Here is a 22,548-nt window from a genome sequence, read left to right as displayed (position 1 = left end):
CCGTTTGGACCGGAATGATAGAGGAGACGGCAGTGCCGTTTCCTAATTTCCGATACTAATAATTCCGATGCAATCAGAAACGAGCTTTATTCTTTAGTCGGCGAAGGCCGACTTTGTTTGTGTAGACGCGGTTTCAACCGCCGAGTTATCTTCTCAATCTCAAAACTGATGGAAGTGAACCATCTACCCTACATATTCACATACATTGCACTTTCCCGCAATCTATTTTGCACTTAATACTTCATCAATTCTGTGGGTAGAACGAATGATTTTTCTATCTAGGTTGCTTAAGATTTAAGTCAAGTGTTAAGAGAATTTTTTTATGGCTTTACAACAAGATCCGTCAGAACCTCGGCGATTAATTGGCGACAATACATCCGAATTTGTGAATTTGTCGAACGGGGTAAAAAATTTACGACTCATTTAGGATTGCTATATCAACTGTCAACTGTCAACTATCAACTAAGAGGGCGGGTTCTCTTGGCACCGCCCCTACTACAGGTCAACTGTCAACTGTCAACTTACTGCGTAACTTTATGAATGCAGAATCAGCTACAAACATTCTAGATAACCTGGTACAGGAAAAAAGAGGCGAACCATTGAACGGCTTACAGCGAGCAATTATTCAAGGAGTGTTAGATGGTTTGACATACCAAGAAATCAAGAATAATTATGCGATCGCGCGGAACTATCAAATATGCTACTTAGGGCGATACGTTGCTTATCATTTGTGGAAATTGCTGACAGAGGTATTGAAAGATGCAGGAATTATCGACCCGGACGAAAGAGTCCGCAACAAAAATTTGTGGGAGTCCGCGATGAGAGTGGCACAGCAAAGCGTGCAGTCGGAATCTGTACAAAAAAGTCAACCCCCCGTACCGCCAGATGCGATGCTGGACAGAAAACTGCCAATGCGTTACCGAATTACCGAACATTTGGTAAGTACCGAGTTTAGCGATACTGATTTTGCGGAAGATGAAGATGTGCCCCATTGCCCTTTATGTGCAGTCAAACGTTTGAAAAGTCAGTCGATCGAAACAACCAAGTTGTTCGAGCGGGAAGCGCGAGTATTGCGCAAATTGGGCAAGCACGATCGCATACCGGAACTGCTAGCTCGCTTTCAGGAGGATCGAGATTTCTATTTGATAGTTGAATTGATTTATATCTGAAAGAGGACTAATGAGTTATATTATTCACTCCTCTTTTAGAGGACTTGTGCTATGAGACAGGCAATTAATTCTCTGGCTGACTGCGGAATGAATCTTTGTTCGCGATCGCGCTTCAATCTCAAAACTGATGGAAGTGAACCATCTACTCTACATATTCACATACTTTGCACTTTCCCGCAATCTATTTTGCACCCCGTACTCGATCGAGTCTGTGGGTAGAACGGATGATTTTTCGATCTGTGCTGCGTAAGATTTAAATCAAGAATGAATCTAAATATCTGAGGTTTTAAATTATGTTAGACATCACAACTAATCCTAACGATCGCCTTTATTTCAATCAACAGCAAAACGCGCTCGCCCAATCAACATTTCCGGCTAACAGCGACTTGCTCAGCGCAGCGATCGAGCCATTGAATATTCCTGGTTACAGTGCTGAATCTCGCTTGACTAATCTCACAGCATCCAGCATCGACCAACAGACACAGATAGCAGATTTTATTGTAGCTCATGCAGGCGAGGGCCTCAGTTTCTCTGCGAGCGATCGAGTTAGTGGCGATGTCGCCGATGCTCAACTCAAACCGCAGTCACAATCGGCGAATGTAAACACAGATCCGCTAACAGGAACGATATCTGCTTCCGAGTTGAATTTCGCCGATCCAGGTAACTCTCTTTCGACAGCTCGTAATATTGTTGGTATTGAAAATGGTAGCATCAACTTAACTGATGTTGTCGGCACAGGCGATCGCGACGATTTCTACCGCTTCGATATCAACACTAAGAGCAATTTTAACCTGCGTCTGGAGGGTTTAACCAGCGATGCTAATGTTAGGTTAATTCACGATAGAAACCGCAACGGTGGTGTCGATGGTGGTGAAACTATTGCCAGCTCTATTGAGATTGGCACCATCCCGGACGTGATTAATGTACCCAATCTGGTTCCAGGAACATACTATGTTCAAGTCTCTAGCTTATTCAACAACAACTCTACTAATTACAAGCTGAATTTGTCTGCAACATCTATTCCTGTAGTGCCAGATATTACCACACCTAAGGGTATTTATAATACTAACTACGGCTACGGTTTAGTGAATGCAAATTCAGCAGTTTCCCACACATTAAATCGTTCAAGTCTTTTCCCCGCTCTTCCCGATCTGGGTGGGAATAAGTGGGCGCTAGATGTGATAAATGCGCCGGAAGTTTGGAATCAAAACATTACAGGAAATGGCATTGTTGTAGCTGTCGTGGATACTGGGGTTGACTACACCCATCCCGATTTGGATGGCAATATTTGGCAGAATACTGATGAAATTGCTGGAAATGGTATCGATGACGATCGCAACGGATATATTGATGATATTCGGGGTTGGGATTTTGTGGCTAGCGACAACAACCCAATGGATCTGGATTTCGACGGTCACGGGACTCACATAGCAGGTGCGATCGCGGCAGAGCGAAATGATTTTGGCATCACAGGAGTTGCGCCCAATGCTAAGATTATGCCTGTCAGAGTGTTGCCCGCTTTTGGTAGTGGCTCGGAGAATAATATTGCTGCTGGAATCCGCTATGCTGCTGATAATGGAGCAAATGTAATTAACCTCAGCTTGGGAAGTGGCTTTTCCCTCTCCACCCAGGTGAATAACGCAATTGAGTATGCAAATAATAAAGGCTCTGTTGTGGTTATGGCAGCCGGAAACTCGGGTGTTGACCAACCAAGTTATCCAGCTCGTAATGCCGATCGCTTGGGAATTGCAGTGGGCAGCATTGATATAAACGGCAGGATGGCTGACACCTCGAACCGTGCGGGTTCCACAGCTTTGGATTACGTAGTTGCTCCGGGAGTAGACATCTATTCTACAACTCCCTATAGCACCTATGACACCCTAACTGGCACATCTATGGCAACGCCACAGGTAGCTGGTGTAGCGGCTTTAGTTTTGAATGCTAATCCGACTTTAACTCCGGCTCAAGTTGAGTACATTTTGACGACAACAGCTAATCGGAATGGATTGACAGGATAGCATTGCAAATCCCCACTTAAGTCTTGCGGACATTAATCGAGCATTAGAGCAGACGGCTCTGGATATGGACGATCTAAACACGCCCGGTTTTGATGTTGGATTTGACTATGCCACTGGATATGGTTTGATTCAAGCCGATCGGGCGATCGCTAAAATTGTCGTCTAATTCAGATTAGAGTTCCCATCCCTGCCGCGAGATCGGGGAGACAGAGTAAGCTTCTATGAAAGTCGATCGCCTGTGGCAGATTGAGGCAATCGCACGACGGCAGAAAGAGCGATCGGGCTAATTCTCTAAATTCCAACTCTAGAATCCTATGCTGTATTCCCCATTTAAGCGACTCAAATCGACCCACTCTAGGTTCACTAATGTTTTCCTAGCTTCCATTTCCCTGTTCCTGCTTGCTACTATCCCGCTATTAACTACTCCTGACTCTCTCTTCCCAGCGATCGCTCAAACTACCGATGCTCGTGAAGCAGAGGGCGATCAGCTCTTGTTGCAGGGGCTTCAACAGTATCAGACTGGTCAATTAATAGCAGCGCTGTATTCCTGGCAACAGGCACTGCAAATTTATCGCGCCCTCAAAAACCGCCAACGGGAGGTTTCGATACTAAGCTATTTGGGATATGCTTACCGCTCTGTGGGCAACTCGGCCAAAGCCATTGAGTATTGGCAGCAGACTTTAGCCATCGCCCGCGAAATTAAAGACCGCTACGGGGAAGGGGCAGCACTAGGGAATTTGGGAGTCGCTTACGAATCTCTGGGCAACTCGGTCAAAGCCATTGAGTATTCACAGCAGTGGTTAGTCATCGCCCGCGAAATTAAAGACCGCCGAGGAGAAGGTTCAGCACTGGCAAATTTGGGAGGTGCTTACCAATCTCTGGGCAACTCGGCCAAAGCCATCGAGTATTCACAGCAAAGTTTAGCCATCGCCCGCGAAATTAAAGACCCTGAAATAGAAGCTCGGGCAATGACCAATTTGATACGTGTTAAGGCAAGCGATGCTTATGAAGCAGAGGCCGATCGGCTGGTTCAGCAGGGGATTCAACAGTATGAGACTCGCCAACTCCCAGCAGCGATGAATTCCTGGCAACAGGCACTGCAAATTTATCGCGCCTTCAAAAAGCGCCGAGGCGAGAGTCAGGCACTGGCCTATTTGGGATTCGCTTACCGTTCTCAAGGCAACTCGACCAAAGCAATTGAGTATTTACAGCAACTGTTGGCGATCGCCGGCGAAATTAAAAACCGCTACCTTGAAGGTGTGGCACTGGAGTATTTGGGAGGTACTTACCGCTCTCTAGGCAACTCGGTCAAAGTCATTGAGTATTCACAGCAGTGGTTAGTCATCGCCCGCGAAATTAAAGATCGCCAACAGGAGGGTGGGGCACTAGCCAATTTGGGAAGTGCTTACTACTCTCTGGGAAACTATGCCCAAGCCATTGAGTATTTACAACAGGGTTTAGCCATCGCCCGCGAAATTAAAGACCGCCAATCGGAAGGTGCAGCACTAAACCTTTTGGGAGGTGCTTACTACTTGCTGGGAAACTCGGCGCAAGCCATTGAGTATTCACAGCAGGGTTTAGCCATCGCCCGTGAAATTAAAGACCGCCAACAGGAGGGTGGGACACTAGAGAATTTGGGAGCCGCTTACAACTCTCTGGGAAACTCGGCCCAAGCCATTGAGTATACACAGCAGCGCTTAGCCATCGCCCGCGAAATTAAAGACCGGCCAGGGGAGGGTTGGGCGCTGGGCAATTTGGGAGCCGCTTACCGTACTCTAGGTAACTATGCCAAAGCCATTGAGTATTTACAGCTCAGTTTAGCCATCGCCCGCGAAATTAAAGATCGCGAAGGGCAAGCTGCGACACTGAACAGTTTGGGAGGTGCTTACCTCTTGCTGGACGACTTGGCCAAAGCCATTGAGTATTTACAGCAAAGTTTAGCTATCGCCCGCGAAATTAAACACCGCCAAGGTGAGGGTGCGACACTGAACAATTTGGCAGCCGCTTACAACTCTCTGGGGAACTATGCCAAAGCCATCGAGTATTCACAGCAAAGTTTAGCCATCGCCCGCGAAATTAAAGACCGCCAAGGTGAGGGTAGCGCACTCCACGGTTTGGGAAACACTTACCGCTTTCTGGGCAACTCGGCCAAAGCCATTGAGTATTTACAGCTCAGTTTAGCTATCGCCCGCGAAATTAAAAACCGCAAAGGGGAGGTTAATGCACTGGGCAATTTGGGACTGGCTTACGAATCTCTGGGCAACTATGCCAAAGCCTTTGATTATGGGCAGCAGAGTTTAACCATCGCCCGCGAAATTAAAGACCGCCTAGGTGAGGGTGCGGCGCTCAACAACCTCGGATTGGCTTTATTGAAAGCTGGCAACCCCACAGAAGCTGAGAAAATGCTGATTGATGGGATTCAAGTTTGGGAATCGATGCGACAAATGCTCGGCTCCAACGACGCACATAAAGTCTCCATATTTGAAGGACAAGCTCGCACCTATAAACTTCTGCAACAAGTCCAGGTGGCTCAGAATAACCCGATCGCCGCCTTAGAAACTGCCGAACGGGGACGTGCTCGTGCTTTTGTCGATCTACTCACACAACGCTTATCAACGGGTGATGCCAATTCGGTCATCGCCTCTGTTCCCAACCAGGAGCAAATCCGCCAAATCGCCAAAGCACAGAATGCCACTTTGGTGCAGTATTCCATCATCTACGATGAGTTTGAGATTCAGGGCAAACAAGTAGGGCAAGAATCGGCGCTCTATATCTGGGTGGTTCAACCTACGGGCGAAATCGCGTTTCGCGAGGTAGACCTCAAACCTCTCTGGCAGAAGCACAAGGCTTCTCTAACCAGCTTAATCGTTGGCAATCAAGAATTCCTCGCTGTCCGCAGTCGCAGCAGTCTTGGCTCCACCCAACCCCAACCCGACTTACCGACACTGCATCAACTGCTGATCGATCCCATTGCCAGCCTCCTACCCAAAGACCCCAATGCCCATGTCATTTTCATTCCCCAAAAATCGCTTTTCCAGGTGCCTTTTCCCGCCCTGCAAGATGAAGGGGGCACTTACTTAATCGAAAAACACACGATTCTCACCGCCCCCTCGATTCAAGTATTGGATTTGACTCGACAACAACGACAGAAGCTAGCACAGAAGCCAGCCAACAGCGGCAGCGCTCTAGTCTTGGGCAATCCCACCATGCCTAGTGTGTCTGCCTATCTCGGAGCTCCCAAACAACAATTGTCTCCTCTACCTGGGGCCGAAGCCGAAGCTAGAGCGATCGCCCCTGTGCTCAACACCCAAGCCATCACAGGCGCACAAGGGACAAAAGCTGCGATCGTCCAAAAAATGCCCCAAGCATCGATTATTCACTTGGCAACGCATGGATTGCTGGATGATGTGCGCGGATTGGGAAGTGCGATCGCCCTGGCTCCTTCTGGTAGCGATGACGGCTTATTGACCGCAGAAGAGATTTTCGACATGAAACTGCAAGCAAGCTTAGTCGTTTTAAGTGCCTGCAACACTGGAGAAGGCAGAATTACCGGGGATGGGGTGATTGGCTTGTCGCGATCGTTGATTTCGGCAGGAGTGCCGAGTGTAATTGTTTCTTTATGGTCGGTGCCCGATGCGCCGACATCCGAATTGATGCAGTCGTTTTATCAAAACTTGCAAAATAACCCCGACAAAGCACAGGCATTGCGGCAGGCAATGTTAACCACGATGAAAACTCATCCTGGGCCGCGAAATTGGGCGGCATTTACTTTAATTGGGGAAGCAGAGTAAGGACGATCGCGACAAGCAGGTTACAGAGTACGATCGGGGATACTGCTCTTACCGCGAAACTGGCGGCTGCAAAATTTCAGCATCTTTTGCTATTTCCATTTCCTCCAAAACCGGCTCTAAAATCGGAGGAGGAATCGGCACTTCTTCAACTACCTGATGCTTTTCCAAAGTCAAACGAGACTGCGACGAACCAGACAATCTTTTCAACAATTTCGGTGTCGGATCGTACAGCAAATAAATAATTCGATCGCCCGCTTGCCAAATCTGGGTCGCCGACACTACTTGCAAGTACCCCTGCCTTTCCAGCAGCAGCGGCGCCAACTCCCCGGCTTGAACCAAAGCTTGCAAGTGAGCAATCTGAAACTGCAATCCCTCACTTTTTAACTCAGTTTCCCCCAATTTCACTTCGCCGTCGCTCAAATATTCGTTCCAATCCTTCAGCGACAAATCGGAGACAAAGGCTTGATTGATTTTAGCCTGATTTGCAGGCGTATTTGCTTGCGGATCTTTGGGGAATATTGCCAAAACCCTCGGCGGTGCAAACTCTTCGGCCGCTCGCTGAGCTAACACTAAGTTTACCTCGCCGTTATTAGTCATTGCCAAAAAAGTTCCCATAGAATCGAGTCCGGCTTCTTCTAACACGCTGTGGTCGAGAGCACTGCTCAAAAACACTCGCAAACCTTCTCGTTCTGCTTGTGCGCAAGCTTCCGGGTCGGTGTCGATAATTGCCACAGATTCTCCGCGTTCTTGAAACAAGCGAGCAATTAATCTGCTCAAAGGATTTGACCCCACAATTGCTGCACCGGTTACAGATTTTGAGGTGATGCCCAAAAGTTGAGCCATCCGTCCGGCGGTTAGTCCCTGCACGAAAACTGTCATAATAATTGTTAGGAAAACTAAGGCTTTAATCGAGTCGCCACCGTTGATTCCCCGCTGGGTGAGCAAAATTGCAAATAAAGATGCGATCGACGCTGAGACAATTCCCCTCGGCGCTACCCAACAAATAAATAATTTCTGCCGCCAATTCAGTCCGCTGTTCCAAGTACACAACCAAACATTGATCGGCCGCACTACCCACATTAAAGCTAAAACTGTAAACAAACTTCCCCAACCGAGGGCGACAACACTAGCGAGGGATAAATCGGCCGCCAGCAGCACGAACAGCACGGAAATAGCAAGGACTGTGAGTTGACCTTTAAACCTCCTCAGCAGCCTTTCTTCTGGGACAGCAGCGGTTCTGAGGACGATGCCAGATACCACAGTTGCCATCAGTCCCGATTCGCTGCGGATTTCTTCTGCTAAGCCGAAAAATCCCCATAAACTGGCTAAAACTACTAAGTTTTTGAGGTCTTCTGAGAGAAATTGCGATCGCTTGAGAATGAATCCCAGCAGCCAACCGCCTGCTACTCCAACGATTGCGCCAACGAAAAGCCGCACGATTAAATCTCGGAACAAAACCAGCAAATCAGGATTGCCGTTTAAAATAATATTCAGCACCAATACTGCCAGAATTGCTCCGACAGGATCGATTAAAACGCCTTCAGCTTCTAGCAAGGCGGCGACTTGTTTGTCAACCGATACTTGTTTGAGCAAAGGGCCGATTACTGTCGGGCCGGTGACGACTACTAGAGAAGCATACAGAAATGCGATCGGCCAGGGAAATTCTCCCAACCAGTGTGCGGCCATTCCGCCGCCAATTAGCGTAATTAAAGTGCCTACCGTAACTAAATTGCGGATGCTGCCGGAAACTTTGCCCAAATCTCGCAATTCCAAATTCAAGCCGCCTTCAAACAGAATTAACGCTACGCAAAGCGATACCATAACTTCCAAACCGCTGCCCAGCAGATTGGGGTGCAGCACTCCCAAGCAGTCGGGTCCGGCTAAAATGCCAAACAACAGCAAAAAGACGATCGCCGGAACTTTCAGATAAGCCGCGAGAACTTGAGCACTGATGCCACAGATGACGGTCATGACCATCAACTGGGTGATGTTAAAGGGGATTTCCATAGATATAATTGTTACAGGCTGCCCGCTCAGTTTTAAATGTTCGATCGCGGGTAATTGGAGTGCAGGCGCTCTTTTCGGCGCAGCTTACAAACTCGGCACGGCCCTGGATTTTTCCCAATAAGATTAAAAAACCTTGATAGTCGCTATAACTTTATCAGATAATTCTCTTGGCGTCAAAGATGGCAGCAAGCTGTAGCTAAGCGAGAGATAGTCTGTTATGTTCGAGAGTGCGACGGGGATGCGGACACAGAGGGAGAGGATTTGGCTTGTTTTGATGTGGAGTCAATCTCAAATCTCAAATCTCAAATAGCAAGATTTGGCGGCTTTTCAATTACAGAGCCGTCAAACCCCCAGATTCATTTTTGGAGTCAATCTACAATCTAAAAGAATCTAAAATCGCAAGATTCATCTGTAGAGTCAATCTACAATCTATAATTTTAAATCTCTAATCTATCATCGATTGGCATTCTGCCACCTGCGAAAAAACTCCGATAGAATGGCCGGCGAAATTCGCCCTTCCAGCCAATCTAAAGCCTGATTTTGGTTTGGTGCTGCCCGATAAAATTTGCACGCATCTATCAGCCGAATCGGAGAATTAGTGACAGTAGATTGAGAGCGCCACTTTTGCGCAAACTCGGTAAGAATAGCCGGAGAAATTTGTGTTTGCAGCCAATCTAAAGCTTGGTCTTGTTGTGCTAAACCGCGATAAAATTTGCCGACATCTATCAATCGCAAATTAGTGTCTGGAGGTAAGGCAGTTGCCCGCCATTTTTGAGCAAAGTCCGCTAAAACAGAGGTAGGAACCTGACTTTGCAGCCAAATTAAGGCAGTATCTTGGCTAGCGCTAGCTTGATAAGACGAGAATACTTGAGTCAGCCGCACGCCTGATATGGGAGGGGGAGTTGGAGTGGGAGTCGGCTGCGGGGCGGGTGTCGGCGCTGGTGGGGGGACAACTACTTTGGGAGATTTTCGCATCAAAGCGGCCCAGGTTTTGAGGCTTGCAATCCCGTCTGGATTGAGACCTTGAGATTTCTGAAACGAGATGAGCGCCGCTGTGGTGGTGGCTCCAAATTTACCGTCCATCGCGCCTTGATAAAAACCTTTAATTCTTAATTCCTTCTGGATGTCTGCAACTTTATAACTTAGGGCACCTTCTCGGACGCTTTCATAAATATTGGTATCTACATTGCCCGATACGCCGGACACGCTGCCGGTGTCACTGTACTGCCAAAAAGTCCAAGTTTTCCAGCCGCCGGGAACCCAAGGTTCCTCAGCACTGGTATAGTGAGCAATCCACAGCGGGTAATCGGCAAACCGTTTTGTCCCCAGGCTGTCCCAGAAACCGGGGTAAGTGTAGATAATCGGGCGCATCAACGTGGCTTTTTCGACTGCTTCTAACCAAATTGCGGCTCGATCGCACAATTGAGTCACAGTCAAACCGCCTGTAGTTTCCAAATCCAAGACTGCCGGCAAATCCCCCGCTTCGAGTTTGACAGTTTTCAAGAACAAATCTATTTGTCCTTGAACGCTGCTTGCAGGTCGAAAAAAGTGGTAAGCACCGCGTTGAATCCCGGCCGCTTTCATAGCCGCCCAATTGCGGGCAAAAGTTTGGGCAACTAACGTTGCACCCTCCGTCGATTTGACAAAACTGAAGGTAATACCTTCCCGGGCAACTGCTTGCCAATTGACATTGGGCTGGTAGTCGGAAACGTCTATACCGCGAATACTCATATTACGAAGAGTTGAGAAAAGCTGGTTTGGTCTGAAGCAGCGACTCGATTAAGGGTACATTAAATTGTAATGCTAAGTCGCTAAGTGTTTTTTTTGCAGGGGAGATTGTGCAAATGAACTTCGATCGAATAGAGCCCCGCCCCGGTCAAGAGTCTGTTTGGGATTACCCGCGTCCCCCTCGCCTTGAGGAATTGACCAAACACGTACAGATAGTTTTTAATGGAGTGACGATCGCCGACACGCGCCGTCCTCAGCGGGTATTGGAGACAAGCCACCCTCCTGCTTACTATATCTGCCCCGAGGACATCAAAATGGAATATTTGCACAAAACTTTACGGGGTTCTTGGTGCGAGTGGAAGGGACAAGCCGGTTATTACACTGTGACGGTGGGAGAAAAGGAAGTAGTAAATGCTGCTTGGTTTTATCCCAATCCCACCCAAGTCTTTGAGGCTATTAAAGATTATGTAGCTTTTTATCCGAGCAAGATGGATGCCTGTTATGTGGACGGGGAATTAGTGCAATCTCAACCAGGGGATTTTTACGGGGGCTGGATTACCAAAGATATTGTCGGCCCGTTTAAGGGAGGGCCAGGAACTTGGGGCTGGTAAGGGAAGGTTGAGTTTTGAGTTGAAGACAGGGGCAGAAACCAAGTTTTTTTTTACGCAAAGCCTCGTTACAGCTTCAGCCCGGTTTAAAAATCTGGTTTCTTGAGTTTGTGGGCGCCGTGAATGAGTTGAAGGCTTGCCCAGAAACCTGTTTTTTTACTACGCAAAAAGCCAACTATCAAAAAATGAATAATAATTCAATAAATCTATAATTCAGTGAAGATGAATCAATGCAGTGCAGCAGGCACGGCAGAAGCTAACGCAGCAGGTTATCCCTTGAAATAAACAGTGTCGTCAAAAATACAGCCACTGCTAATAAATAAATGTTAGTATAAGTTAATACCTGACACTAGCTTTATTGCTTCTTTATTATTTATTTATTCGGATCTGCGCTGTGTCTTTTGAATTTATCTCGCCATCTAACTCGCCAGAAAAACTACCAAAAAATTTATCTTTAGAGTCTACTCTTAAGGATCTGGCTGTATTGAATTTTCAAGTTGAAGCTTCATCCCTAGCCAAAGAAGTAGCCCGGTTTTTTCAAGCTCACCCGCTGCTTCCGGGAGTTATCTTGACCGTAAAGGGCGAATTTTTAGGGATGATATCGCGTCGGCGATTTATGGAACGCATGAGCCGCCCTTATGGAGTAGATATCTTTGCTTGCAGACCGATTATAGCTTTGTATCAAATAGCTCAAACCGATATTTTGATTTTACCAGGAGTAGCCTTAATTGTCCTGGCAGCTCAGCGAGCCGTGCAGCGACCGCCTGAACTGCTTTACGAGCCAATTGTTGTGCAGTTAGAACCTCAAGTTTACCGATTGTTAGACGTGCATCAACTGTGGGTAGCTTTATCCCAAATCCACCAACAAGCTACTTGGTTTATGAGCGAACTTTATTACAACTTAGCGCTCACGAAATGCGAGCTAGAAGCAGCTAATTCTCAATTAAAAGCAGCTAATTCGGAATTGTATCGCCTTGCCAACTTAGATGGCTTAACTCAGGTTGCCAACCGCCACTGTTTTAACGAATACTTAGATAAAAAATGGCAAGAATTGGGAGAAGCAGCAGCAGAAATATCTTTAATTTTATGCGATGTTGACTTTTTTAAGAAATACAACGATACTTACGGACATCAGGCGGGAGATGCTTGCTTGCAGCAGGTAGCCCAAGCTATTTTGGAAGCCGTAAATTACTCAACAGGCGAAGTTTCGGGCGAGACTCTGGTAGCCCGTTACGGAGGCGAAGAATTTGCAGTGATATTGCCTCGGACTTCGCCTGAAATAGCTGTCTGGATTGCAGAGAAAATTCGAGTGTGGATCAAAGAACTAGAAATCGAACACGTTAATTCGGAGGCGTGTTCTCTCGTGACGCTGAGTTTGGGGGTAGCGAGTACGTTTCCTCGATCGTCCGCAGCACAAAAAAGCTTGATTGCAGCGGCAGACCGCGCGCTTTATCAAGCTAAAGACCGAGGGCGCGATCGAGTGATTTTAGATTTTAGATTTTAGATTTTAGATTTGAAAAAGTGAGCCACGGATTTATCCGTGGGCTTGTTTAATGGTTTCGATCGCAGATTGTCTGGCAAGTCGCCGATCGACCTGCCGATGCTAGCCAGCAATTTCTCTAAAGCTTTCATCTGCTTGACGGTGAACGTGGGTACGTTCTTCCCCAACTCCCAACGACTGATTGTTTGCGACGAAACGCCAAGCTCTCGCGCCAAATCTTCCTGACTCATCTCCAGTTCTTCCCTGAGCTTCTTCAAATGCGACTCTTCATCTTCAGGTCGCGGAACGGGCTTTTTCGGCATATCCTCGATCGCACATTTTTTATATAAGATGCTTAAGCATCTTGACTAAACAATAAATTGATTAGACAATTTTGGAAAGGAGCATGAATCGATTATGCCTGACAAACAGCGTCTGAATTCCTAGGTTATTGTTCGCCTGCTTCCCAATTGACAATAAAAGCGTCGTGGGTAGGTTCCGCAGTTGCTCTGATTTGGGCAAGTATTTAGCTTGAAGGTATGCAATACTGCGTATAAAATTTTATCGGGCGATCGTCCCGTGCCTACAAAGACTCGCACCAAGCACGTTCTGCCGTCCAGTGTCTGTCTGAAGATTCATAAATCCTCAACCCATCCAACCCGGCATTTCGGATCGTCTCCTCAACTTCATCCAGCGTAAATGCCGCTTGCAACGAATCGCTGAATAACTGTTTCTGATGCGCGTTGCAATCTCCCGCATACAGCTTGACTAAATTATCCCTGATTTCCGCTTTTTCCGGCCGCAGCAAATCCCGCAAAAAAATTGCTCCCTGCGGCTTCAACACCCGCTTGACTTCCTGCAAAAACGGCAGCGGATCGGGCAAATGGTGGATAATGCTGTTGGAAATCACCATGTCAAAATAGTTGTCAGGGTAAGGCATTGCCTTAGCATCAATTAATTCGAGACTAATTTGCGATCGCACGCCCGCCTTTTCCACATTTTCTGCCCCGACTTTCAGCATATTTGCCGACAAATCGATGCAAGTCAATTTCCATGCCGGCCGGAGTTGAGAAATTGCGATCGGAATTCTCGCCGTACCCGTCCCCGCATCCAAAACGTTTCCAAAAACCGGCCCCAACGCCGCAGCACTCTGAGCAAAAGCAGCATTAACCTCCGCAAAATCCATCGAATCGTATTCGATCGCCTCTTCCAAGGAATCCATCACTTCCGGTTCCAAAACTCGCTGCATAAAATTTATCTCGTTATCTGGCATTTCCATATAGGGGTTCAGTTTCGCTTGCAAAAGCTCGACTAACTCCGGTTCCATATATTGGTAATTGTCCGGAATTTGCAGGCAAATAACTTTCTTGCCTTCGAGGCTTTCGGGAAATTTGCTGCGAAGTCGATCGCCATGCTTCTTCTCCATCACAAATATCAAATCCGCCCAACCGACAAGACCCTCAGTTACTCTAATTCTTGCACCTTTTTCCGTTCCCGCCGATCGCACGCTGTAGCCGCTAACTTTCTGGCATATTTTCTCGGCAGTCAAACTTCTCCACTTATTCTGACTGCACACAAACAATATCTTGATTTTATCCATTCAGACACAAATACAAAATTCTATGTTTATCGTGGCAGGGGCGTCCCGCCTGTGCTTCCGAAGCGGTTAAAAATTTCCTTCTAATTTCCCCCGATCGCATTTTTCATACCACAAATCATCTATTTTGTCAAATTGACCCAATCTCCGTTACAATTCTTAAACCAGAAAATGCGGATTTTGCATAAACAATTGTACTTATTACATTTGCAGAGTTCGTTAATTTTACGATTTTAAAAGCTTTCAGCGTCAAAAACTTAAATTAGTCATAATGCCGCTGGATTGTGAAAATCGTACCACAAGCCTCAAAGCAAGTAAATACGTAAAATAATTGAGAATGAAGTCAATAATTTGGGTCATCTTTAGATTTGCTTAAGATTTCAGCGGTCAAAATAGATCGAACATTTAAAACTAAATCGACTTTTAGATTGTTTTTGCTTATAAAATAAGCTGGAGTTGCCCCGAAGACCGATCGACCCTCAACAATAGATACAGATGCTCGATCGCACAATGGCATCAAACCAAACTCGATCAAACTCTGCTAGAATTAGTAAAACGAAGTCGTTATGAGTTTGACTAAATAGCTATGACCGAACAAACCGTAGAAAACTTAGTGATTATCGGCTCAGGACCCGCAGGCTACACCGCAGCCATCTACGCCGGGAGGGCAAACCTGAAACCCTTAGTGTTTGAAGGCTACCAAGCGGGAGGCGTCCCCGGCGGTCAACTGATGACCACCACAGAAGTCGAAAACTTTCCCGGCTTTCCCGAAGGCATCACCGGGCCACAACTCATGGATCGGATGAAAGCTCAATCAGCGCGTTGGGGTGCCGAATTATACACAGAAGATGTAATTTCGGTGGATTTGAGCCAGCGGCCGTTTACCGTGCGATCGGAAGATAGAGAAATCAAAACCCACACGATAGTAATCGCTACAGGCGCGACGGCGAAAAGGCTGGGGCTGCCTAGCGAACACGTATTTTGGAGTCACGGCATTTCTGCCTGTGCGATTTGCGACGGCGCTACCCCAATTTTTAAAGGAGTAGATTTAGCTGTCATCGGCGCGGGCGACACCGCAGCGGAAGAATCTATTTATTTGACAAAATACGGCTCTCACGTACATATGCTGGTGCGGCGCGATCGGATGCGCGCCAGCAAGGCCATGCAAGACCGAGTGCTGAGCAATCCCAAAATTACCGTGCACTGGAACACCGAAGCAGTGGATATCTTGGGCGAACCGGGCGGGAAAATGGACGGGGTGAGAATTAGAAATATCGAGACCGGCGCCGAGAGCGATTTGTTGGTGAAAGGATTGTTTTACGCGATCGGTCACACTCCCAACACTCAACTTTTCCAAGGTCAGCTAGAACTCGACGAAGTAGGCTATATCGTTACCAAACACGGTTCGGTAGAAACCAGCGTTGAGGGAGTTTACGCCGTCGGTGACGTGCAAGACCACGAGTTTCGCCAAGCCATCACCGCGGCCGGTAGCGGTTGTATGGGGGCGATGCTGGCAGAACGTTGGCTCTCAGTCAACAATTTAACGCAGGAATTCCATCAAACCGAGGAATCCGAGCAACCCACAGCAGCGCCGGAAGCTCAAAAAGTTCGCAAAACCAGTGAGAACTTTGATATCACAGACACGCGCCACGAAGGAGGTTATGCTTTGCGGAAGTTGTTCCACGATAGCGATAGGTTGATTGTGGTCAAATATTCCGCTCCGACTTGCGGCCCTTGTCACAGCCTCAAGCCGATTTTGAGCAAAGTAGTAGATGAGTTCGAGGGCAAAATCCACTACGTGGAAATCGACATTGAAGAAGATCCTGACATTGCTGAAAATGCTGGCGTGATTGGTACGCCGACGATTCAGTATTTCAAAGACAAAGATTTGGTAGCTGAGCTCAAAGGAGTTAAGCCGAAAAGCCAGTACCGCGAGTTAATTGCCAGTAATTTGTAGGACATTCGATCGATTTTAGATTTGAGATTCGCCAAGGGAAATTTAACCTAAACTCGACTTGCGTCCTACCTGCCAAAAACCCGGTTTCTCCCCTGCGCGCCAGTCCCGTGCAGGGGAGAAACCGATTTTTTTTTAGCTGCATCCCGCGAAAAAACCCGGTTTCTCGCGAGTGTTTGGCGAATAAGAAAGAGGATTTTTGAGTGTTCCGGGTTTTTTCGCCTGAGTCCTACTAAAATCTAAAAGTCTTATATTGGTCGATCGTCATTATGGCTCAAAGCCGCCTTGGACTGCCGCGATTTCTCAACAGTGCCTCACCGTCAAGCCTGTCAATGAAAATGATGTGGGCAGGTTTGACAATAACTGCCGTGTTTGTATTAGTAGCCACCTTGTCTCCAGCTATGCAAGCTTGGGGATGGCTGCAAAATCCTACTGAGGCTTTGATTAACCCCATCCACGAACCGCCGTCGGCGAATTATTGGTTCGGTACTAGCCGCAGCGGCTACGATGTGTTTTCCCGCACGCTGTTTGCTTCTCGGGCGGCTTGGCAAGTGGTAATTTTAGCCACTGCTTTGAGTTTGTTTATCGGTGTGCCGCTGGGTTTGGTTAGCGGTTATTTGGGCGGTAAGCTCGATCGAGTATTGTTATTTTTAATGGATACAATTTATACTTTGCCGGGGCTGCTACTTTCTCTGACGCTAGCGTTTGTAGTGGGGAAAGGAGTTTTGAATGCTGCGATCGCCCTGAGCATTTCCTACATCCCTCAATACTACCGCGTTGTCAGGAATCACACCGTTAGCGTCAAAACCGAATTATTTGTCGAAGCCGCGCGAGCAATGGGTGCTGACACTTGGACAGTGCTTTCGCGCTACCTGTTTCTGAATGTGATTCAGAGCGTACCGGTGCTGTTTGCGCTCAACGCTGCCGATGCAATTTTAACATTAGGAGGTTTGGGATTTCTCGGATTAGGACTTCCCGAAGCAACTCCCGAATGGGGACACGACTTGCGTTTAGCTTTAGATGCGCTACCTACTGGCATTTGGTGGACGGCTTTGTTTCCCGGTTTGGCAATGACTTTAATGGTAGTGGGACTGTCTTTGGTGGGGGAAGGATTAAACGAGTTTGTTAACCCTCGGCTGCGGAATCAGCAGTAATTTGTGTCGCGGTTAAATTAAGTTCGCAGTCAGGACTTTAGTCATTATTCACAAAAAAAATTGAAGTCCTGACTACAAACACGCGCTATAAAGAAATGATAATATCGCCCCGATTAATTATTAATTTTTTCTCTTGTCAAGGTGAATTCTTTCTAGTAAACCTTCCTTAGGTTGTCAATATAGAGACGGAGCAGAAATGTTTATTGATAGCTTCATCTCCTAACAGTCAAGCCACATAATTTAAAGGCGGGTAGAGGATAAAGCCCGGATACGTGCTTTCTGAGGACGCTCTGTAAATAATAACAAAACTTTGAGCATTGCACCAGCGTCCTACCGCTCCACATCTTTAAGTGCATCCAGCAGCTTATGCCTTGTCCAACAAGAGCAAGCACATCGCTAATTGGGTAAATTTTCCTTCCCTTGCGGAGTTATCATCTGCAGGCAGTTGCAGCAACGCCCTCTGGGGATTTTGTTCCGTCTGCTTGAAATTATCAAGACAATTCGAGAATGCTACCTAAAATTGATTAAAGGGCTTTATTAAATCTTCACACTGTTACTATATATTTAAAGGAATCGTGAAGTTATACTTCCGGAAGATGGCGAATTGTGGTTTTTGTGAGAAAGTGCGATCGCGCAAGTGCCAGCCGGAAGTCAACAAATTTTAGAGCAGTTTGCAGCCAAGCATTGCGCATTGCGTTAAGTCTCAGTAGAATTTATCCGGGTGGTTTTTGCCGCTGACGCGACAAACTCGTGTCGAACTGCTTAAATGAGAAAGTGACGTTAAGAACTTAATGTGATTTAACGTCAAAATTAAACCCAATTTCTGAGATTTGAGCTAACTTAACAATGAAAGCCCCTGTTGCATTACTCAACCCGCAACGCTTCATTTGGGGTCAGAGTCGGTCTCTAATCCAGAGTTGTCGGCTTAAAACTAAAGCTACGAGCTTTATTCAATCGCACATTGCGTATGATTCAATTCAGGGAAACAGGGTAATGATGGGTGTATCTACACGGATTGTATTGGTCCCAATTCCGGCAAGTCAAAAACTGTCTGCTAACTGTCTGGCCAACTACGCCGCAGCCGTTCACCCAGATATGCGCAGAAAACAGCGCCGTTCGATTGTGCCAAAGTTTTTACTGGCCATTCTCAGGATTTAGCAGATTTAGACACGAGTCCCTATTGTCAAGCTAAGCTGATAGTGTTTTCCTAGTTCTTGACAAACAATGGAAAACAACTTCCATTTTTTGTGAGAAAGGCTACAATCGGAAAGGTCTTTGCAAGATCCGATTCTCCCCGTTTGGTGTTTTGACTCTCTGCTGTTGCATTTGAGCCAGCAGACCCGCATCCAAGGTGGCGAAAATTTGCCATGAAACTGTCATGTCTGACAACATCATGAAAGCACCAGGCGCATAAAAAGTTCGACACATCGAACACAAAAGTTAGAGGGTTCCGTGCCGGAAAACTTGTACTGGTAAAAGATCGAAGTACAGAGTAAAAAAGTTAGTATTTTTTGAGGTGCGAGCGATCGCATTTCATGGTTTGCTTCTCTCGGCAAGGTATCGCAGATAATGTGGTAACTCGCTCCGAAAGAAAAAGCCGCACGCTCAATCCCATGTCGCGATGTTAAAATCTGCGATCGATTGAATGCGCTCCCTGCTTCAAACCATAACTGGAACTTTGACTCATAAAACTGGTGCAGTTTCGGTAACATATCCAGCTAGCCGACCGAAAATCCCACTATTTCTTCCTGCGGGAATGTCAATACTGGCTAACTTGTCTAAACTACAAACAGACACTATTCCACTGTTATTTATTCTTTAATTCAGGAGCATGAGGAAGACGGCATGATCCAGGCTAACACCGTACTCGAAACCACAATCACACCCCAAATGGAAACTATCGAGTTGCTTCGGAGCGCCGAAAGCGTTCTACCTGAGAGCGAGTTGGAACTCTTTATCGACGAAGAAGACGATAGAGAAGAATTCTTAGATTCTCAATCTGAGGAGGACACTAAATCTGGCAAAGGTGCCAAAGCCCGTCGTCGGGCACAGGCAAAGAAAAAGCATTATACTGAAGACTCTATTCGTCTTTACCTGCAAGAAATCGGTCGGATTCGGCTGCTGCGAGCTGACGAAGAGATTGAACTAGCGCGCAAGATTGCAGATTTGCTGGAATTAGAGCGAGTTCGAGAACAACTGCTTGAAGAGTTAGACCGCGAACCCAAAGACAGCGAATGGGCTAATGCTGTAGATATGGCACTCCCTGCATTCCGTCACCGACTCCACGTCGGCCGTCGGGCTAAGGAAAAAATGGTGCAATCAAACCTGCGTTTGGTGGTGTCGATCGCCAAAAAATACATGAATCGCGGTTTGTCTTTCCAAGATTTGATTCAGGAAGGCTCTTTGGGTCTGATCCGGGCCGCTGAAAAATTCGATCACGAAAAAGGCTACAAGTTTTCTACCTACGCAACTTGGTGGATACGTCAAGCCATCACCCGGGCAATCGCCGACCAATCGCGCACTATCCGCCTGCCGGTTCACCTTTACGAAACCATTTCGCGGATCAAGAAAACTACCAAACTCCTGTCTCAGGAAATGGGTCGCAAGCCTACGGAAGAAGAAATTGCTACCCGCATGGAGATGACGATCGAGAAGTTGCGGTTCATTGCTAAGTCCGCACAGTTGCCCATCTCTCTAGAAACTCCGATCGGCAAAGAGGAAGACTCACGTCTGGGAGATTTTATTGAATCAGACGGGGAAACACCAGAAGATCAAGTCTCAAAAAACTTGCTCAGGGAAGACTTGGAAAGCGTTTTGGATACTCTCAGCCCCCGAGAACGGGATGTACTGCGGCTGCGTTACGGCTTAGATGACGGACGGATGAAGACCTTGGAGGAAATTGGTCAAATCTTTAACGTCACCCGCGAGCGGATTCGCCAAATCGAGGCTAAAGCCCTGCGGAAGTTGCGCCATCCCAACCGCAACAGTATCTTAAAAGAATATATCCGCTAGAGTAATTTTCTAGCATCACCCAAAAGAGTGATTCGCACTCTTTTTTGGGGGGGAGACCCCCCGCCCCGGTTTGGGCTATAGCTGTTAAATTTTGTGCTGCTAACTGCACGGAGCAAGTGGCTATTTGTTGCCCAAATCGCGCTGCCAAAATTTAGGGAGTCCGTTACGGAACTCCCAAGCTTTGCAGTGTCACAAAAGTCTTAACTAGAAAATTACATCAGGCCCCAAAAGTGAAGCAGGCCTTGACCGGAAACCAATTCGATTATGACAGCTGCAGAGAAACCAATCATCGCCAAACGACCATTCCAATTTTCGGCTCCTTCGCTGAAGCCCCAGTTCCAAGCGTTGCGTTTTTGTTCTTGCATAGTGCGAACTCCTTTCGTTAACTTTTGTAAGGCTTATGTAAATTAATATAACAGTGACTTGAAAAAACTTCAAATTTGTGAATCCTAATATCGGTCAAAACTGTCGATCGACCTTGAGGATTTTACCTAACAGGAAAAATAGCCAACTCGGTATCGGGGTCAAACAAGTGAATTTTGTCATGGGCGATGGCCAACCAAAGCTCCTCGCCAACTCGGATCGATCGCTCAGGCGGAACCCGCACTTGCATCCGCACGGCCGGAGCATCCGTCAAACAGACCCGCAAATAAGTTTCGTGTCCCAAAGCCTCTACAATTTCCACTTGTACCGAAAGATTTTTGGTAGCAGGAGGGTGAATGCTCAGATGTTCCGGCCGAATGCCCAAAATTAGCCCTCGCCCGTCATATTGTTGTAAACTTTTTGCCCAAATATCGGGTAAAGTAAAGCGAAATTGCGGGTGAGAAATCAACAGCGGAGCACTAAATTCCACCGACAAAAAATTCATCGGCGGAGAACCGATAAACTCAGCAACAAACAAATTAGCCGGCTTGTTGTAAAGCTCTAGAGGTTGAGCTACTTGCTGAAGCTGACCTCTATTCATAATAGCAATCCGATCGCCCATAGTCATCGCCTCAGTTTGGTCGTGAGTCACATAAATAGTTGTAGTTCCCAACTGTCGCTGCAACTGCACAATTTGCGATCGAGTTTCCGCCCTCAATTTCGCATCAAGATTCGATAGCGGTTCGTCCATCAAAAACACCTCAGGATTGCGAGCCATCGCCCTACCCAAAGCTACGCGCTGCTTTTGCCCTCCCGAAAGTTGTTTCGGCAAGCGATTTAAAAGAGATTCTATTTGCAATAATTCAGCTACTTTCAGGACTCGTTCTCCTACTGCCTTTTCCCGTTCCGACAAATAGCGCAAACCCGGAGGCAGCTTTCGAGTCGCTCCTCCTAAAAAGTCCTCAAACAAAGGATAAACTAGATGATTTTTAAAAGAATTAGAAGCTAAATAATTAATAACCTCTTCTACCTTATTCCTAATTTTTTCTCTCTTCAGGATGCTTCCTTCTTCTCCTTGTATCTTCCCCCTTATCCCTTCTACTTTCTTCTCTCTTCCTTCTTCCTTCTTCCTTCTTCCTTCTTCCTGCTTCCTTCTTCCTTCCTCTTTCTCCCTTTCGGAGCGGCGCAATCCAAAGGCGAGATTATCGTAAACTGTTAAGTGAGGATAGAGAGCATAATTTTGAAATACCATAGCGATATTTCGGTTTTTAGGAGGCAAATCGTTAACCACCCGATCGCCAACCCAAATATTGCCGGCCGTCAAAACTTCCAAACCGGCGATCGATCGCAGCAAAGTGCTTTTTCCGCAGCCAGAAGGCCCCACCAGCACCATGAATTCCCCGTCTTCGACCGTCAGGTTAATGCGCCGCAGAACGCTGTTAGACGAAGGGCGATCGGCCGCAGGCGAGACACTTTCTGCGACGCTGTTTGCTTCTTTTTCCTGTTCTCCTTGGCGGAGCGGAAAACTTTTGTAGATATTTTCTAATACAACTTGCGCCATCAAACAATTTTAGATTTTAGATTTTAGATTGGGGAATTGGAGGCAGAGCCTCCGGGTATGTATTCCCAGGCAAAGCCTGGGAACAAGGCTTAATGGGGAATGGAAT

15 protein-coding genes are annotated in these 22,548 nt (G+C 46.9%); 9 read left to right on the top strand and 6 right to left on the bottom strand.

The window, feature by feature from the left end; translation table 11 throughout:
- Positions 1–536 precede the first annotated feature (536 nt).
- The 4 genes from QUA20_RS13740 (at position 537) to QUA20_RS13725 (ending at position 6,978) form a co-directional block, all read left to right on the top strand.
- On the top strand, positions 537–1,169 hold the full coding sequence (locus QUA20_RS13740) for a hypothetical protein (protein ID WP_333189365.1): 633 nt from the start codon (positions 537–539) through the stop codon (positions 1,167–1,169).
- Between the two features lie 51 nt (positions 1,170–1,220).
- Positions 1,221–1,388, top strand: coding sequence for a hypothetical protein (locus tag QUA20_RS13735; protein WP_333189364.1), 168 nt, complete (start codon positions 1,221–1,223; stop codon positions 1,386–1,388).
- Positions 1,389–1,462: 74 nt separating this feature from the next.
- Complete coding sequence (locus tag QUA20_RS13730; RefSeq protein WP_333189363.1) at positions 1,463–3,187, top strand: S8 family serine peptidase; 1,725 nt, start codon at positions 1,463–1,465, stop codon at positions 3,185–3,187.
- Between the two features lie 314 nt (positions 3,188–3,501).
- The gene (locus tag QUA20_RS13725; RefSeq protein ID WP_333189362.1) at positions 3,502–6,978 is read left to right on the top strand and encodes a tetratricopeptide repeat protein; all 3,477 of its coding nucleotides are present in this window, start codon (positions 3,502–3,504) and stop codon (positions 6,976–6,978) included.
- Between the two features lie 48 nt (positions 6,979–7,026).
- Here QUA20_RS13725 and QUA20_RS13720 read toward each other — a convergent pair whose 3' ends face one another.
- Complete coding sequence (locus QUA20_RS13720; RefSeq protein ID WP_333189361.1) at positions 7,027–8,985, bottom strand: cation:proton antiporter domain-containing protein; 1,959 nt, start codon at positions 8,983–8,985, stop codon at positions 7,027–7,029.
- A 453-nt stretch (positions 8,986–9,438) separates the two neighbouring features.
- Complete coding sequence (locus QUA20_RS13715) at positions 9,439–10,716, bottom strand: GH25 family lysozyme (RefSeq protein ID WP_333189360.1); 1,278 nt, start codon at positions 10,714–10,716, stop codon at positions 9,439–9,441.
- Between the two features lie 113 nt (positions 10,717–10,829).
- Between QUA20_RS13715 and QUA20_RS13710 the strand changes: the two genes are divergently transcribed.
- A complete protein-coding gene (locus QUA20_RS13710; protein ID WP_333189359.1) occupies positions 10,830–11,324 on the top strand; it encodes a DUF427 domain-containing protein in 495 nt (164 codons plus the stop codon).
- Positions 11,325–11,715: 391 nt separating this feature from the next.
- Positions 11,716–12,825 (top strand): diguanylate cyclase, encoded by a 1,110-nt coding sequence (locus QUA20_RS13705; protein ID WP_333189358.1) that lies wholly within the window; start codon positions 11,716–11,718, stop codon positions 12,823–12,825.
- On the opposite strand, the gene QUA20_RS13700 is transcribed toward QUA20_RS13705, so the two are convergent.
- Together QUA20_RS13700 and QUA20_RS13695 are read right to left on the bottom strand one after the other, a co-directional pair.
- Positions 12,822–13,124, bottom strand: a complete 303-nt coding sequence (locus QUA20_RS13700; RefSeq protein ID WP_333189357.1) for a helix-turn-helix transcriptional regulator — start codon at positions 13,122–13,124, stop codon at positions 12,822–12,824. The genes QUA20_RS13705 and QUA20_RS13700 overlap by 4 nt on opposite strands.
- A 260-nt stretch (positions 13,125–13,384) precedes the next feature.
- Positions 13,385–14,401, bottom strand: coding sequence for a methyltransferase domain-containing protein (locus QUA20_RS13695; protein ID WP_333189356.1), 1,017 nt, complete (start codon positions 14,399–14,401; stop codon positions 13,385–13,387).
- Between the two features lie 583 nt (positions 14,402–14,984).
- On the opposite strand from QUA20_RS13695, the gene trxB reads away from it, so the two are divergent.
- From trxB to rpoD, 3 genes are all read left to right on the top strand, one after another.
- Complete coding sequence (gene trxB / locus QUA20_RS13690) at positions 14,985–16,355, top strand: thioredoxin-disulfide reductase (protein WP_333189355.1); 1,371 nt, start codon at positions 14,985–14,987, stop codon at positions 16,353–16,355.
- A gap of 266 nt (positions 16,356–16,621) precedes the next feature.
- Entirely contained in the window at positions 16,622–17,506 is an 885-nt protein-coding gene (locus QUA20_RS13685) for an ABC transporter permease (RefSeq protein ID WP_333189354.1), read from the top strand.
- A 1,845-nt stretch (positions 17,507–19,351) separates the two neighbouring features.
- A complete protein-coding gene (rpoD, locus tag QUA20_RS13680; RefSeq protein WP_172186456.1) occupies positions 19,352–20,518 on the top strand; it encodes an RNA polymerase sigma factor RpoD in 1,167 nt (388 codons plus the stop codon).
- 212 nt (positions 20,519–20,730) lie between these two features.
- Here rpoD and QUA20_RS13675 read toward each other — a convergent pair whose 3' ends face one another.
- Together QUA20_RS13675 and QUA20_RS13670 are read right to left on the bottom strand one after the other, a co-directional pair.
- A complete protein-coding gene (locus tag QUA20_RS13675) occupies positions 20,731–20,883 on the bottom strand; it encodes a chlorophyll A-B binding protein (RefSeq protein ID WP_172186457.1) in 153 nt (50 codons plus the stop codon).
- Between the two features lie 122 nt (positions 20,884–21,005).
- Positions 21,006–22,442: an ABC transporter ATP-binding protein gene (locus QUA20_RS13670; RefSeq protein WP_333189416.1), complete on the bottom strand. Its 1,437-nt coding sequence runs from the start codon at positions 22,440–22,442 to the stop codon at positions 21,006–21,008.
- Between the last annotated feature and the right edge of the window lie 106 nt (positions 22,443–22,548).

This window comes from Microcoleus sp. Pol7_A1, assembly GCF_036701085.1.
Taxonomy (GTDB): domain Bacteria; phylum Cyanobacteriota; class Cyanobacteriia; order Cyanobacteriales; family Microcoleaceae; genus Microcoleus; species Microcoleus asticus.
This window is presented reverse-complemented; position numbering and strand designations above follow the sequence as displayed.

Excerpts from the sequence above, each read along its gene's own strand:
- QUA20_RS13740 (WP_333189365.1), top strand. The coding sequence starts at position 537 with ATGAATGCAGAATCAGCTACAAACATTCTAGATAACCTGGTACAGGAA.
- QUA20_RS13735 (WP_333189364.1), top strand. The coding sequence starts at position 1,221 with ATGAGACAGGCAATTAATTCTCTGGCTGACTGCGGAATGAATCTTTGT.
- QUA20_RS13730 (WP_333189363.1), top strand. The coding sequence starts at position 1,463 with ATGTTAGACATCACAACTAATCCTAACGATCGCCTTTATTTCAATCAA.
- QUA20_RS13725 (WP_333189362.1), top strand. The coding sequence starts at position 3,502 with ATGCTGTATTCCCCATTTAAGCGACTCAAATCGACCCACTCTAGGTTC.
- QUA20_RS13720 (WP_333189361.1), bottom strand. The coding sequence starts at position 8,985 with ATGGAAATCCCCTTTAACATCACCCAGTTGATGGTCATGACCGTCATC.
- QUA20_RS13715 (WP_333189360.1), bottom strand. The coding sequence starts at position 10,716 with ATGAGTATTCGCGGTATAGACGTTTCCGACTACCAGCCCAATGTCAAT.
- QUA20_RS13710 (WP_333189359.1), top strand. The coding sequence starts at position 10,830 with ATGAACTTCGATCGAATAGAGCCCCGCCCCGGTCAAGAGTCTGTTTGG.
- QUA20_RS13700 (WP_333189357.1), bottom strand. The coding sequence starts at position 13,124 with ATGCCGAAAAAGCCCGTTCCGCGACCTGAAGATGAAGAGTCGCATTTG.
- QUA20_RS13695 (WP_333189356.1), bottom strand. The coding sequence starts at position 14,401 with ATGGATAAAATCAAGATATTGTTTGTGTGCAGTCAGAATAAGTGGAGA.
- trxB (WP_333189355.1), top strand. The coding sequence starts at position 14,985 with ATGACCGAACAAACCGTAGAAAACTTAGTGATTATCGGCTCAGGACCC.
- QUA20_RS13685 (WP_333189354.1), top strand. The coding sequence starts at position 16,622 with ATGGCTCAAAGCCGCCTTGGACTGCCGCGATTTCTCAACAGTGCCTCA.
- rpoD (WP_172186456.1), top strand. The coding sequence starts at position 19,352 with ATGATCCAGGCTAACACCGTACTCGAAACCACAATCACACCCCAAATG.
- QUA20_RS13675 (WP_172186457.1), bottom strand. The coding sequence starts at position 20,883 with ATGCAAGAACAAAAACGCAACGCTTGGAACTGGGGCTTCAGCGAAGGA.
- QUA20_RS13670 (WP_333189416.1), bottom strand. The coding sequence starts at position 22,442 with ATGGCGCAAGTTGTATTAGAAAATATCTACAAAAGTTTTCCGCTCCGC.